The organism is Paenibacillus sp. FSL R5-0701 (assembly GCF_037973995.1).
Taxonomy (GTDB): Bacteria; Bacillota; Bacilli; order Paenibacillales; family Paenibacillaceae; genus Paenibacillus.
In genome coordinates this window covers 3,066,830-3,080,853 of the sequence record NZ_CP150230.1, presented here as the reverse complement: position 1 = coordinate 3,080,853, position 14,024 = coordinate 3,066,830, and the positions used below count along the sequence as shown (strand labels likewise).

9 protein-coding genes are annotated in these 14,024 nt (G+C 44.2%); 3 read left to right on the top strand and 6 right to left on the bottom strand.

The window, feature by feature from the left end; translation table 11 throughout:
• Positions 1 to 12 precede the first annotated feature (12 nt).
• A complete protein-coding gene (locus MKZ13_RS13725) occupies positions 13 to 603 on the top strand; it encodes a biotin transporter BioY (RefSeq protein ID WP_221819537.1) in 591 nt (196 codons plus the stop codon).
• Positions 604 to 745: 142 nt separating this feature from the next.
• Here the strand turns inward: MKZ13_RS13725 and abc-f are convergent, their stop codons facing one another.
• The 5 genes from abc-f to MKZ13_RS13700 form a co-directional block, all read right to left on the bottom strand.
• On the bottom strand, positions 746 to 2,215 hold the full coding sequence (gene abc-f / locus MKZ13_RS13720; RefSeq protein WP_339184705.1) for an ABC-F type ribosomal protection protein: 1,470 nt from the start codon (positions 2,213 to 2,215) through the stop codon (positions 746 to 748).
• A 487-nt stretch (positions 2,216 to 2,702) separates the two neighbouring features.
• Positions 2,703 to 4,592 carry a beta-glucoside-specific PTS transporter subunit IIABC gene (locus MKZ13_RS13715; protein ID WP_339184703.1) on the bottom strand — a complete coding sequence of 630 codons (1,890 nt, stop codon included), beginning with the start codon at positions 4,590 to 4,592 and terminating at the stop codon, positions 2,703 to 2,705.
• A 211-nt stretch (positions 4,593 to 4,803) separates the two neighbouring features.
• A complete protein-coding gene (locus MKZ13_RS13710; RefSeq protein WP_339184701.1) occupies positions 4,804 to 5,634 on the bottom strand; it encodes a PRD domain-containing protein in 831 nt (276 codons plus the stop codon).
• Positions 5,635 to 6,058: 424 nt separating this feature from the next.
• Positions 6,059 to 7,501 (bottom strand): 6-phospho-beta-glucosidase, encoded by a 1,443-nt coding sequence (locus MKZ13_RS13705; RefSeq protein WP_339184699.1) that lies wholly within the window; start codon positions 7,499 to 7,501, stop codon positions 6,059 to 6,061.
• Between the two features lie 428 nt (positions 7,502 to 7,929).
• Positions 7,930 to 8,760: an amidohydrolase family protein gene (locus MKZ13_RS13700; protein ID WP_339184696.1), complete on the bottom strand. Its 831-nt coding sequence runs from the start codon at positions 8,758 to 8,760 to the stop codon at positions 7,930 to 7,932.
• A 322-nt stretch (positions 8,761 to 9,082) separates the two neighbouring features.
• Here MKZ13_RS13700 and MKZ13_RS13695 point away from each other — a divergent pair, with 322 nt between their 5' ends.
• Both MKZ13_RS13695 and MKZ13_RS13690 read left to right on the top strand, forming a co-directional pair.
• On the top strand, positions 9,083 to 10,810 hold the full coding sequence (locus tag MKZ13_RS13695) for a cellulase family glycosylhydrolase (protein ID WP_339184694.1): 1,728 nt from the start codon (positions 9,083 to 9,085) through the stop codon (positions 10,808 to 10,810).
• Between the two features lie 131 nt (positions 10,811 to 10,941).
• Positions 10,942 to 11,841, top strand: a complete 900-nt coding sequence (locus tag MKZ13_RS13690; RefSeq protein ID WP_307413163.1) for a manganese catalase family protein — start codon at positions 10,942 to 10,944, stop codon at positions 11,839 to 11,841.
• Between the two features lie 188 nt (positions 11,842 to 12,029).
• Here the strand turns inward: MKZ13_RS13690 and MKZ13_RS13685 are convergent, their stop codons facing one another.
• A complete protein-coding gene (locus tag MKZ13_RS13685; RefSeq protein WP_339184690.1) occupies positions 12,030 to 14,012 on the bottom strand; it encodes a sucrose-specific PTS transporter subunit IIBC in 1,983 nt (660 codons plus the stop codon).
• Positions 14,013 to 14,024 lie beyond the last annotated feature (12 nt).

The following is a 14,024-nucleotide window of genomic DNA, read 5'->3' as shown; positions in this document are numbered from 1 at the left end:
GATTGTTCAAACATGAAATTATCTTTGCGAGGCATTGTATTCAGCGCACTTATGGCCGCAATTTTAGTACTTTTTGGTTACATAAGCATTCCCATTGGCTTCTCCCCAGTACCAATAACATTACAAACTTTGGCTGTCATGCTGGCCGGAGGATTACTTGGTCCACTCTACGGTTTTCTAAGTGTCACGATGGTTGTTCTGCTCACCGCTCTTGGATTCCCCTTGCTGCACGGGACCGGAGGACTTGCAGTACTTCTTGGACCTACCGGAGGATATGTGATGATGTGGCCGTTCTCCGCATTATTGATTGGATTGTTGCTTGCACGAATCAACATCAAAGGTGTCACAGGATTCATACTCGCTTTTGTTGTATTTGAACTATTTGGTTCACTGCTCGTGTATGTCTCGGGGGTCCCTTGGCTTGCCTATGCTTACAAAATGGACATACCTGAGGCCATGATTCAAGGGTTTTATCCTTACATAATTGGGGATCTGATCAAGGCTGTATTTGCTGCCATCATCATTGCGCCCGTGCGCATGGTTTTCCCACCTCAACGCCTCACAGGTAACCTGCATTCCACGGTTATAAAAGCGGATTCTTAATAGAAGCTACATAAGGTAACTGATCTGCCTATCTTTGAAAACGACGAAACCGCCAAAATCACTTTGGCGGTTTTCGTTACTTCTCTTCCTCTAAGGTTGTTCTGTCATCAGAGTGATCCGTGTAAACCTTCTTTAGTTCAGCTTATATATTCACCTGAATTAATTGACGCTCTGCAATCTGAAATTGTTGATCGGCTGTATTTTCAATAAACCTCTGATCATGAGATACATACAGAATTGTCCCTTCGTAGGTCTTGATAAAACGCTCCAACGCTTCCAGTGCATGCATATCAAGGAAATTCGTCGGCTCATCCAACAATAGAATGTTATATTGTCCAAGAAACAAGTGACATAATTGAAGACGAATCGCCTCTCCTCCACTTAATGTCCCAACATTCTTGAGCAAATCATTACCTGTAAACTGCATCGCATACAACGCACTTCTGAGCTCTGATTCCTCATAATCTGAACGATTTTTCAGAAATTGTAATACGGTCTCTTTTGTTGTGAATCGATAGCTCATTTGCTGAAAATAACCGAGCTTTGCTTTTGGAGACATTGTGATGTGATCTCCAGCATGGAAAACATGGTTAAGCAATGTACTTTTCCCGCTGCCATTGGCTCCGGTTATCGCTATTTTTTGTTTTAATGGAACCTGAAAACTTACATCCTCCAGCAATACGTTACCTTCCACTTCAAGTGTAAGGCGATCTGCCATAATTGGATATCGGTTGTGCAGCTCCAGTGTCTTTGGCTGACGGAAGATCATAGGACGATCCTCTTGCACCGCTTTTACCTCGTGAAGTTGTTGCATTCGCTGTTCAATCGCTTTAGCTGCGCGGTGCACCGCTTTTTGACTGGTGCCTTTGGATTTTGTTTCAACCATACGGTTTGTTTTTGCCTTGGATTCTTTTTTGGACATGCTTCCGGCCTGCGTTATTTTCTCGGCTTTCTTCATCTTTTCCCGAGCGGCCAGCTCCAATCGCCTTTTCTCCTTGGAAAACTGCTCATGGGCCTGGTTTTGTTGTTCACGCTCCAGCCTTTTCTGTGCCTGATAATCACTATAGTTGCCAGAATATACGTGAACCTCACCTTGATGGATTTCCCAGATCGTGGTCACCAGTTCATCCAGAACCGCACGATCATGACTGATCAGCACAAGCGCCCCATAGTAATAACGCAAATCATCCAGCAAAAATGTAATGCCCTCTTGATCCAGATGTGTTGTTGGTTCATCCAGTAACAGTACTTCATGATAATGGGTGAACATTTGAGCCAGTTTTAAACGGGTCTGTTCTCCGCCACTCCATGCTTGGTCGTGTTGAGGTATGGCTAATTTACTCAGTAAAGCCCCGTCAACTTCAATACTTTCGTTAGACTGGGGTGGTTCCACTTGTTCCAAATAACCAAACTCAGCATGACGTTTTACCTTTCCAGCGGTTGGCTGAATCTGTCCCGCAATGAGTTTCAATAACGTACTTTTACCCTGACCATTTCCACCTACTACACCAATGCGATCCAGTTGATGCACAGCCAGTCGCTCAATGTTCAGTATTACTTTATCCATATAGGTCATCTCAACCTGTTCTAATTCAAAACATATCTTTTCCATATTCGCTACCTCCGAAATAAGATTTATTTCGTATCGATAGCGAAGCACGCTTCTATCGATACGAGCTGATCGTGCCAGCTCGTATCAATAGAACAGTAACGTCATCATAGCGGTTACCTCCAGTAGTCTGTAGTGAGCGCCTTTACCTAATTATTTACCTGATTAAGATAATCAGAAGAAAAACAAAGAATCACAGGCCACGGCCTGTGATTCAACGTAAACGGGAAAGCGAGTATAACACTTATTTTAAGGTCAGGATGATTGAAAATGACAGACTGATCCCGTTTACTCTGAACCAATAGTCAGAGCCTTTGAACGTATTCAATTACCGATTCAAAGGAAGGAAACGCAGTCTCATTGCATGTGTCATGTTCAATAATCCACCTTTCATTATCATGTATAGATGTACAATTCTAATTATAATTTTCCAATTCCACCATGTCAACGGAACCATGAAAACACGACACCATCGGATTAGTACATCAATCTACTTTTGTTCCTGGCTATTACCGCTACTTAATTTTAATAGAAGCTCCTGGCTATGAACCTGACCTATAGCCTGCGGAATCACTTCTTCGTAGTTGGCTGAGTTGGTTACAATAATAGGTGTCACCGTATGATAACCAGCAGCCTTAATCTGTGCAATATCGAACTCAAGCAACAGATCTCCCGCTTGGACCCTGTCCCCTTCCTTGATATGGGAAACAAAATGCTGTCCGTCCAATTTAACGGTATCAACTCCCACGTGAACCAATATTTCAGCACCGGTGTCTGATACTACAGCCAAGGCATGTTTTTTCTTGAATGCAACGGTAACTGTACCATCAAAAGGTGCTACGACTCTGCCCACAGAAGGCTCAATCGCAATCCCTTTACCCATGGCTCCCGATGCAAAGGCCGGATCTGGAACTTCCGACAATTCCACAATTGTTCCTTCGATTGGGCTAAATACAATTTCGTCCGAAGCATTCGTTGCACGAACAGATTGCTCGGCAGATGCACTAGGTTCGGTTTTTGTTTCTTCTTCAACCGGATCTTTGAAGCCCATAATGTACGTCAGTACAGCCGAAACAACAAACGATACTACGATACCCAGAATCAATCCAGGGAAACCTTGTCCACCTGGTCCGTAGAAGATTGGCAAGGTCAGTAGTCCCGGTGCGCCAGATGCAAATGCCAATGTGCCCGCTTGACCAATGATAGCTCCACCAACTGCACCACCGATAACTCCTGCAATGAATGGACGTTTCAGTGGTAATGTTACCCCATAGATGGCCGGTTCCGTAATACCGAACAAAGCCGTCAACGTGGATGATCCCGCCAGCGTTTTCAGTTTTTTGTTCTTGGTTTTCAACATAACCCCAAAAGCAGCGCCCGTTTGAGCAAAGATCGAAGCTGTCGCAGCGGGTTTAACGCCATCCTGTCCATACACGGCAACGTTGTTGATAAATACCGGAATCAGGCCCCAGTGTATTCCGAAGATAACGAGCAGCTGCCAGCTTGCACCCATAACGGCTCCAGCGAGCAATGGACTGAATCCAAATGCGGCAACGAGTCCGGCTGCAATTGCATTACCAACGTAGACACCAAATGGCCCGAATACCAACAGGGTCAGTGGTACCATAATCACTAGCAAAAATAATGGTGTAACAAAGTTTTTCACACTATCGTGAAGTGTTTTATTAAAGTACTTTTCCAACTTGCTCATGACAATGACAGCTAAAATGATAGGAATAACTGTAGATGAATAGTTCATCAAGATGACAGGGATACCGAAGAAATCCGTTGCTGTTCCCTCTGATTTCAACGTGACGATGGACGGATAGATCAGTGCTCCTGCAATCGTCATCGCAACAAACATATTTCCCTGGAATTTACGTGCTGTTGTAACCGCTAACAACAGAGGCAGGAAATAGAAGAGACTATCTGCTGCTGCATACAGGATCGTATATGTTGTTTCTGTCGTTTCCAGCCATCCAATATTGCTCGCAATCAACAATAACCCTTTTAGAATACCGGCTCCCGCCATAACACCCAGAAGTGGTGCAAAGATGCTGGATATGATATCGATAATACCCCCGAGTCCTTTGGCTGCTTTGCGAGGTTTTTCTTTATCTGACGAATCGTCCAGAATGTTACTGATCTGTCCAATGGCACTATAGACTTCAGGCACCTTGTTACCAACAACCACCTGGAATTGTCCTCCATTTTCTTTGACTGCGATGATGCCTTCTGTTTTCTCAAGTTTGGCTTTGTCTGCCTTGGCATCGTCCTTCAATACAAACCGTAATCGTGTTGCACAATGAACCAGCGATTCCACATTTTTCTCACCGCCAACCAGTTCTACAATCTCTTTGGCCAGTTTCTCTTGACTCATGATCTGCACCCCCACTTTTTCTCAAACAGGCCTCTTACCGATTTTTTTGCACGCAAAAAACCTAAGCCTTGAGCAAGGAGACACAATGGTCCTGACCTTCTCATGACTTAGGTTTTGCCTGCATAACCAGTAACAATCCCAGTTAAATCGTATTCAATTCCTGTTAATCACATATTATTATAATTAAACCATTTTTGTCAACATTTAAATATTATCGATTAACTACTCGTTCGATATGAACCGTCAGATACAATTTTTCTTCATTGGTCAACTCATGGTTGTATTCCTTTTTGACAAACAACTCAATTTTCTCCGTACACGCTGCGGCATCCGGATGTTTCTCCTTAATCATGTCATAGAAATGATCATAGTTGTTGTCGTAATGCGTACCACTGAGCACACGCTGGGAGAAGAACTTCAGATGTGTGATAAAGCGAAAATAACTGAGAGAGTCCTCATCAAATTCCATTTTGAAATGATATTTCGCTATATTAATAATCTGCTGGATAAACTTCGTAATATTCATCGTTGTAATAACTTCTTCGTTCATCTCTGCGTTGACAATATGAAGAGCAATAAAAGCGGCTTCATCTGGTGGAAGCTCAATATTCATACGGGTGTTGATCTGTTCCAGCGTCTTCATGCCCAGTGCGAATTCGGGCTTGTACAACTGCTTGATCTCCCACATTAATGCGTTCTTGATCTCCACCCCTTCCCGGTAGCGTTCAATCGCGAAGTTAATATGATCCGTAAGGGATACATAGATGTTCTCATTCAGCTTTCGGCCCAGATTCTCACGCGCATACGTGATGATCTCTTCCACAATTTCAATCAGTTCCATCGGAACTTCACGCAGCAGCATTTTGAAATTATCGGATGTTTGTTTGTTTTTCAATGCAAATACTTTCTGGATGCGGGTCTCGTCTACTTTATCCCCCGGCTTTTTCTTAAAGGCAATCCCACGTCCCATCACCACAAGCTCTGCTCCATCCGCTTGATAGATGCTAATGACGTTATTGTTGATAACCTTTGCTATTTTCACTTCAATCCCCCCGTCACGTTCCACTCTCTTGGCAGTTATACATCGTCTTTTGGGCATACAAAAAAAACCTGAAGCATCACAAAATAAACAAGACATGGTGGTCTGCTTTTTTTGGTGCTTAGGTTTTGCCTACGTCGTGTAGTAACAATCCCAGAAACGATATAATTGCGTCAAGTATAGCGCGAACCTGACTATATGTCAACGCTTTCAATGCAGGAACAATCGGAAGTCCCATGGTTATATAAATTGAACTAGATAATATTTACACTAGCTACTCCGATGACAGAACAACCTTCCGATCGCTGTTATCCCCAGCTTTTTTCTGTCCTTTCCGTTTTGTGTAAATGTTTAGTTCAATTTATATAGATGAAACTTCCGATGTTTTATTTCCGTACAAGACCATTTTAATTCAGAAAAATATAAACTACGCGTCACCCAAGTTTGTTCCATTGGATTCGATCACATTTTTGTACCACTCAAAACTCTTCTTCTTCAGCCGTGTCAGCTCACCTTGACCTTCATTATTACGGTCCACGTAAATGTAGCCATAACGTTTTCTCATCTCACCTGAGGATGCACTTACAATATCAATAGGTCCCCAGCTGGTGTAACCAATGATGTTAACTCCATCCTGAATAGCCTCACCCATTTCAGCTACATGTCGTTTCAAGTAGTCAATCCGGTATGCATCATCCACTTCACCTTCCGGTGTAACCACATCATTGGCACCAAATCCATTTTCAACAACAAACAGCGGCTTCTGATAACGGTCATGCAGTTGATTAGCGGTAATACGGATCCCTTTGGGATCAATCGTCCAACCCCATTCGGACTTCGCCAGATATGGATTGGCTACCGAACCAAATACATTACCACTGGTCATATTTTTGATAACTTCCGGATCGGTGCTGGTTGTACGACTTGAATAATAGCTGAACCCGATATAATCTACGGTATGATTTTTCAAGATTTCGGCATCACCCGGCTGCATAACGATGTTCAACTCGTGATCTTTGAAAAAACGTTTGGCGTAACCCGGATATTCCCCACGTGACTGCACATCGATGAAGAAATAGGACTCTCTATCTTTTTCCATGCCCTGGAACACATCTTCCGGATTACAAGTATACGGATAGAAGCTTCCTGCGGCGAGCATACACCCAATCATGGCACCCGGAATAATCTCATGACATGCCTTGACTGCCAATGCACTTGCAACCAGTTGGTGGTGAGCAGCCTGATATTGAATTTCCTTGATGTTATCCCCTTCATTAAACGCCAGCCCCGCCCCAAGGAATGGAAGATGAAGCAACATGTTGATCTCATTAAATGTCATCCAGTATTTCACCTTGTCTTTGTAGCGAGTGAATACCGTTGTAGCGTAAGTCTCGAAAAGAGTTACCAGTTCACGACTTCTCCAGCTGCCATACTTTTCAATCAGATGCACAGGCACATCGAAGTGAGCCAATGTAACCACAGGTTCAATGCCGTTTTTCAACAATTCATCAAACAGGTTATCGTAAAATTGTAATCCCGCTTCATTTGGCTGTGCGTCTTCTCCTGTCGGAAAAATCCGTGCCCAAGCAATCGAGACACGCAGTGCTTTGAACCCCATTTCTGCAAATAGAGCAATGTCTTCAGGGTAACGGTGATAAAAGTCGATCGCTTCATGTGAAGGATAGAACTCGGTAGCAAGCGGCGTAAAAGCCGGAACATTGCCTTTCATAATGCTTCTGCGGTTCTCTCCTGTTGGAAGCAAGTCAACGATACTCAGCCCTTTGCCATCTTCCAGATACGCGCCCTCCGCCTGATTGGCAGCAATGGCTCCACCCCACAGAAAGTCTTTAGGAAACTTAAAATTCGTCATCATCATTCTCCTTCCAAATATGTAATTCAGCTATCCGCTCCAATCGTAAGAAACATTAAAAAGACAAAATATTTAAGTTGAACTACACAATTACACATAAACGGAGAGGACAGAAAAAATCTGGAGAAGCGGAGCGTTCGCCTTTATCACCGGATTTCCCCTTTAAAAAGGGGATCAAAAAATCTGGGGATAACAGCGATTGGAAGATTGTTCTGGCCGCGCAGTCGTCTCGTGTAAAATCGGTTGTTCAACTTAAATAGAAAAAACCCGAACCAGCCTGGATACACGAAATTGTGTAAACAAGCCAGCTCAGGTTATGCCCATATCGGTAACATTCCCAGATCTTGATTATGCGGATTGGATAAAACTTTAGCAAGAATCAGAACAGTTGTCAACTTCTTGAAACCGGTTTAGCTTCGGATTGCCCACTACGATATTTGATAGAACGCAGCACATGTGCCGCCAAGAATCATCTGTTGATCTGATATAGGTAGGGCATTAATGTGACTTACAATAAGACCGTATACTTCAGAATACGTAGCTGAAACGTTGCTCACGGGCCAGTCGGACCCGAACATTAACCTTTCCGCACCAAAGGCTTCTATGGCGATATTCAGATAGGCTGTAAAATCCTTTGGAGTCCAATTTGCCCAGTCTGCTTCCGTCACCATCCCTGAAAGTTTACAGTACGCATTAGGTTGTGCGGCCAATGACTCAAGCGCTTCTTTCCAGGGTGAGATTATACCTGATTTTATGTCGGGTTTGGCTAGATGATCAAGTACAAATCGCTGTTCAGGAAACGTCTTAACCAGTTCCACCGCATAAGGCAGTTGCTCCTTGGATACCAACAGATCATAGGCCAAATCATACTCTTTTAGCAATGAAATTCCGCGCTGAAAGTCTTCTCTCAATACATAATCCAGATCAGGTTCATCCTGTATAACATGACGTACGCCCTTCAGATATGGATTGGACGCGAACAGTTCAAGCTGATTCCGAACTTCATCCGAACAAAGGTCCACCCATCCGACAACACCTTTGATACATTCATGCCGATCTGCCAGCTGCAGAAGCCACTCGGTTTCTGTCAGTGATTGTCTGGCTTGTACCGCAATACATCCATCCAGTCCTGATTGGAGCAATAAAGGTTCAAGATCTTCCGGAAGAAAAGATTTACGAATAGCTTTCATCTCTTCGCCAATCCATCCGTACTCGGCGACATTGTATTCCCAGAAATGTTGATGTGCATCCAGTTTCATATTAGATCCCTCCCAGGGTATTTAAATCTAATTATCATTCAAAAGCAACCTTATAATTTTCATTTCCAATGAAATAAACGCTTACTACACAATCTATTAATATGGCAAAATCACTGATTTTTACATGATTTTTATTCCAATTGTGCAGGTATTGTCCAATATTAAATCATGATATAGTAAATTACGAAAACGCTTTCAGTACATAAATCGGTGGTGATTCCAGTATTACACAAGTGAACTTTTGTTTGCGTTGAGCTCTATTTCCACCCTGCTTAACCGCTATTCATGTTCAACCATTCTCTATTCAAAGGAGACTATATTAATGAAAAAAAACCGCAAATCAGTCTTATCTCTTACGCTCGTGACCGCCATGATTCTATCTCTCTTCTCCTCTGCTATGGCTTCAGCTGCAACTGACAACAGCGAACAGGCCAATACCTCAGCCGCGCCAAGCAAAATGCAGACCTACGTGAACGCCATGGAGCCTGGCTGGAATCTGGGGAACTCTCTGGACGCCGTTGGTGAAGATGAGACAGCCTGGGGCAACCCGCGCATTACGAAGGAACTAATTCAGTCGATCGCTGATGAGGGCTACAACAGTATCCGTATTCCTGTGACCTGGGAAGCCCACATCGGTGACGCACCCAACTACACAATTGATTCCGCTTACATGAATCGGGTTCAAGAAGTAGTAGACTGGGCCCTTGATGCGGATCTCTACGTCATGATCAATCTTCACCATGATTCCTGGCGCTGGATCAGTTACATGGAGAAAGACCATGACAACGTGCTTGCACGTTACAACGCTGCTTGGACTCAGATTGCGGACAAATTCAAAGATGCATCCGATAAACTCATGTTCGAAAGTGTTAACGAACCACGTTTCTCCGAAGGCGGCACAACAGATGCAGCAATTGGATATCTCATGCTGGACGAGTTGAATACTTCTTTTCACAAGATCGTAAGAACTTCGGGTGGAAACAACGAGACACGTCCACTTGTGCTTCCAACGATGCATACCTCTTCCGCTCAGCCTGATCTGGATGAACTGAATAAGACCATTCAAAAATTGAATGACAGCAATATTATTGCAACCGTTCACTACTACGGGTTCTGGCCATTCAGTGTGAACATCGCAGGTTACACCAAGTATAACGAGGAAGTACAAAAGGACGTTACCGACACATTCGATCGGGTATACAATGCTTTCACAGCGAAAGGCATTCCGGTTATCGTCGGTGAGTATGGCTTGCTTGGTTTTGACCAACACACAGGTGTCATTGAGCAAGGCGAAAAACTGAAATTCTTCGAATTTGTTGGACAATATCTGCGTCAAAAACAGATGACCACGATGTTGTGGGATAACGGACAACACTTCGGTCGCACAAGCTTTACTTGGTCTGATCAGGAATTATTTGATACCATGAAAGCCAGCTGGACAGGTCGCTCATCCACAGCCGAAACGGACCTCGTATATCTTAAACAAAATGAAGCCATTCAAGATAAAAAGGTAAGGCTCAATCTGAATGGGAACAAATTCAATTCGTTGAAAAATGGCACCACCCCTCTTGTAAGAGGTAAAGACTATACGATCAAAAAAGATGTACTTACGTTAAAATCCAATCTGTTAACCAAATTGACAGCCTCTGGTGATTTAGGCGTAAATGCTACACTCACAGCTGGATTCAACCAAGGTGCTGACTGGAACTTTAATATCATTAAATATGACACACCTAAGTTGAACGATGCAACAGGTACAACCAGTGCATTTGCCATTCCGACTACGTTTAACGGGAACCAGCTGGCAACGATGGAAGCAACATATGCAAACGGAGAGAACGCCGGTCCACAGAACTGGACTCCATTCAAAGAATTCTCCTACACATTTAGCCCAGATTACGAACGTAATGTGATTGAACTGAAACCTAACTTCTTCAATGAAACCAATGATGGCGAAGTCACGCTTAAGTTCCATTTCTGGAACGGAGATGTGCTGACGTACAAAATCACGAAAAATGGAACAAGCGTTGTTGGCGTAGCTTCCAAATAAGAACTCATCTAACGTTCTGTTCAGAGCTTAAAGCTCTGGCAGAACGTTTTGTTTTTGTTTCACAAACGACCGAATAACGTACAAGTGCCCCTTCATACCTTTACACTAACTAGGATTGAGGGGGAAATGTCATGTTTAAACGTGTAGACCGTCTTGCCATCGAACTACCCATATCCAATAATCCGGACCCTAATGGAGCTAGTGCGGTTCAGGAGTTGCTTGGTGGAAAGTTCGGGGAAATGTCAACATTAAATAACTATATGTTTCAGTCATTCAATTTCAGAGGCAGATCCAAGCTGCGTCCTTTTTATGACATTGTTGCAAGTATTACCGCGGAAGAATTCGGCCATGTCGAACTTGTCGCCAATACGATTAACCTCATGCTTGAAGGTTCAACTTCACCAGGTGCCCCGGACTCCACACCACTGCGTGTTGGTAAAGACGCACGGATGACGTCACACTTTATCGAATCTGCCCAGACAGCGCTCCCGTATGACTCCATGGGAAGACCCTGGAATGGTTCATATGTCGTGAGCAGTGGCAATCTGATCTTTGATCTGTTGCATAATTTCTTTCTTGAATGCGGTGCAAGAACTCACAAAATGAGGGTCTACGAAATGACCGACAACAAAACAGCCCGAGAAATGACAGGTTATCTGCTTGTACGCGGCGGTGTGCATGTTCTTGCGTATGCCAAGGCACTGGAAATTGCAACGGGTGTGGATGTAACGAAGATGTTCCCTATTCCAAAATTGGATAACAAAGCTTTTGAAACGACACGTAAGTGGGAAGCGAAGGGTGAGCACCGCAGGTTGTACACGTTCAGCGACAAGGATTATCAGGGCATTGCCCAGATCTGGAAAGGGACACACCCAACCGATGGTGGTAAACTGGAGGCTTTTGCAGGCTTGCCGGGGTATGGAGGGCCAGTACCTGAGCTGCCTGATCTGCCGGAAGAATTTGCGCCAGGGATATCCGCGGAAGATCTAATGCAGATTGCCGAGCGACTGAAACGTCACGCTGGTCTGTAGGATCACGATTAACGTTTGTTTTTCATAGCGCGTCGATTGGATAATCGTAAAATGGTGCTCTCTTGCGTGCTAACTCACTTGGATTACTTAGATCACCGATGATCTGTTTCTTTAATTTCATACGATTGTACACAAAAAAAGGGAAACGGGAGAGATACATCTCTCCCCGCTTCCCACTTTACACGCCTCTATTGTGGCTCAGTAAAATTCACTACAAGTACCACTTCCCCATGGGCTTGAACATGGCCAGATGACGTTGCTGTAACAGTTGCTATCGTTTCGTTTCCACTTGGGATCAACACAGGTGTAATCACCGGCAGACCCGCAGCCTGAATGACATCCATGTCAAATTCAATCAACAATTGTCCTGCAGTTACACGATCTCCGCTATTCACATGTGCGGTAAAACCGTTTCCTTTTAGTCCAACCGTATTAATTCCGATATGAACCAGCATCTGTACACCCGTCTCATGCTCCAGAATCACCGCATGTTTACTCTTGTTCATGACATGTGCGATGACACCATCAAACGGTGCGTACACTTTTCCTTCTGATGGCTCGATGGCAATGCCCTCACCCATGTGTTTTTCCGAGAACGCCGGGTCAGGAACCTGCTCCAGAGCAACGACGGTACCGTTCATTGGTGAAGCTATTTCGAGAAAATCTACCTTAGGACGATTGCTTGTAACGGTATCGGTAACTGAATTAATATGCGGATTAGATTGCTCTGCTTTAACTTCAGTTGATGTTACTCCACTGTTCTCTTGGCTCACCGCTTCTTCTGCGACCGGTTGATCCTTATATCCGAAGAACCAGGTAAGTGCAAATGCAATCGCCATGGCAACCACGTTGGACAAGATATACAACGGCAGTTGGCTGTTCAGATAGAGCAGTGTACCGGGAATAACCGTTACAGCCATGCCCGTACCTTGCAGATGGAACAGAGAAGCGATGAAACCACCCACACCACCACCAACCAGCCCCATAATAAATGGTTTCATGTAACGCAAGTTAACTCCGAAGATGGCTGGCTCGGTAATGCCCAAAAATGCGGACAAAGACGAAGGCAACGCGAGTGCTTTGAGTTTCATATTTTTGGTCTTCAGACCGACTGCAAGACAAGCCGCTCCTTGTGCTGCCATAGCACAGGTGATGATTGCGTTGAACGGGTTAAATCCCGTTTTCTCCAGTAGTTGAATCTCCAGGAAATTAAAGATGTGATGTACTCCGGTAACGACAATAATCTGATGGAAGAATCCAATGATAATACCTGCGATGCCAAACGGAAGATCCAATACAGCTGTTGTTCCATGCAGCACCCACTCTTCTAGGGAATGGAATACAGGACCAATAGCGAAAAGTCCAAGCGTAATCATGACTGTCAACGTAATAAAAGGAGTCAGAATTAAGTCCAGTGCCTCAGGTACCCGTCTTCTTAATACCTTTTCAAACTTGGCTCCAATCAAACCTACAAAGAACGCAGGCAGAACCGATCCTTGATAACCCACGACAGGTATAAAACCGAACATATGCAGCGGCTGTGCTGATCCATCTGCCACCGCGTAAGCATTGGGTAATGCGGGATTGACCAGCATTAGCCCCAGTACAATACCTAGTACCGGACTTCCGCCGAATACACGGAACGCAGACCACGCTACAAGCGCAGGCAGAAATGCAAAGGCCGTATCCGTCAGGATCTGAGTGAACAACAGGAAATTGGCCGAGATATCATCAGGTGTTGCCCCGAATAACGCCAGAATTTCATTCTGGGTAAGTAATCCGCGCAATCCCATGAACAGTCCTGTAGCTACCAGAACGGGAATGATGGGTACGAATACGTCACCAAACGTGCGGATCGCTCGTTGAAAAGCATTTCCTTCTTTTTTCCCCTGACTCTTCACATCATCCTTAGATGTTCCTTCAATGCCCAGCTTCTCAACCTCTTCAAAGATTCGATTCACTGTTCCCGTACCAAAGATAATCTGATATTGACCCGAGTTGAAAAAAGCCCCTTTCACCTTCTCGATGTTCTCGACCGTTTTCTGATCAATCTTTTCTTTATCTTTCACCATGATGCGAAGACGTGTTGCACAATGTGCAAATGATGCGATATTCTCTTTGCCCCCGATGGCATGAATGACTTCCTGGGCAATCCGTTGATTCTCCGACATGTTATCTCATTC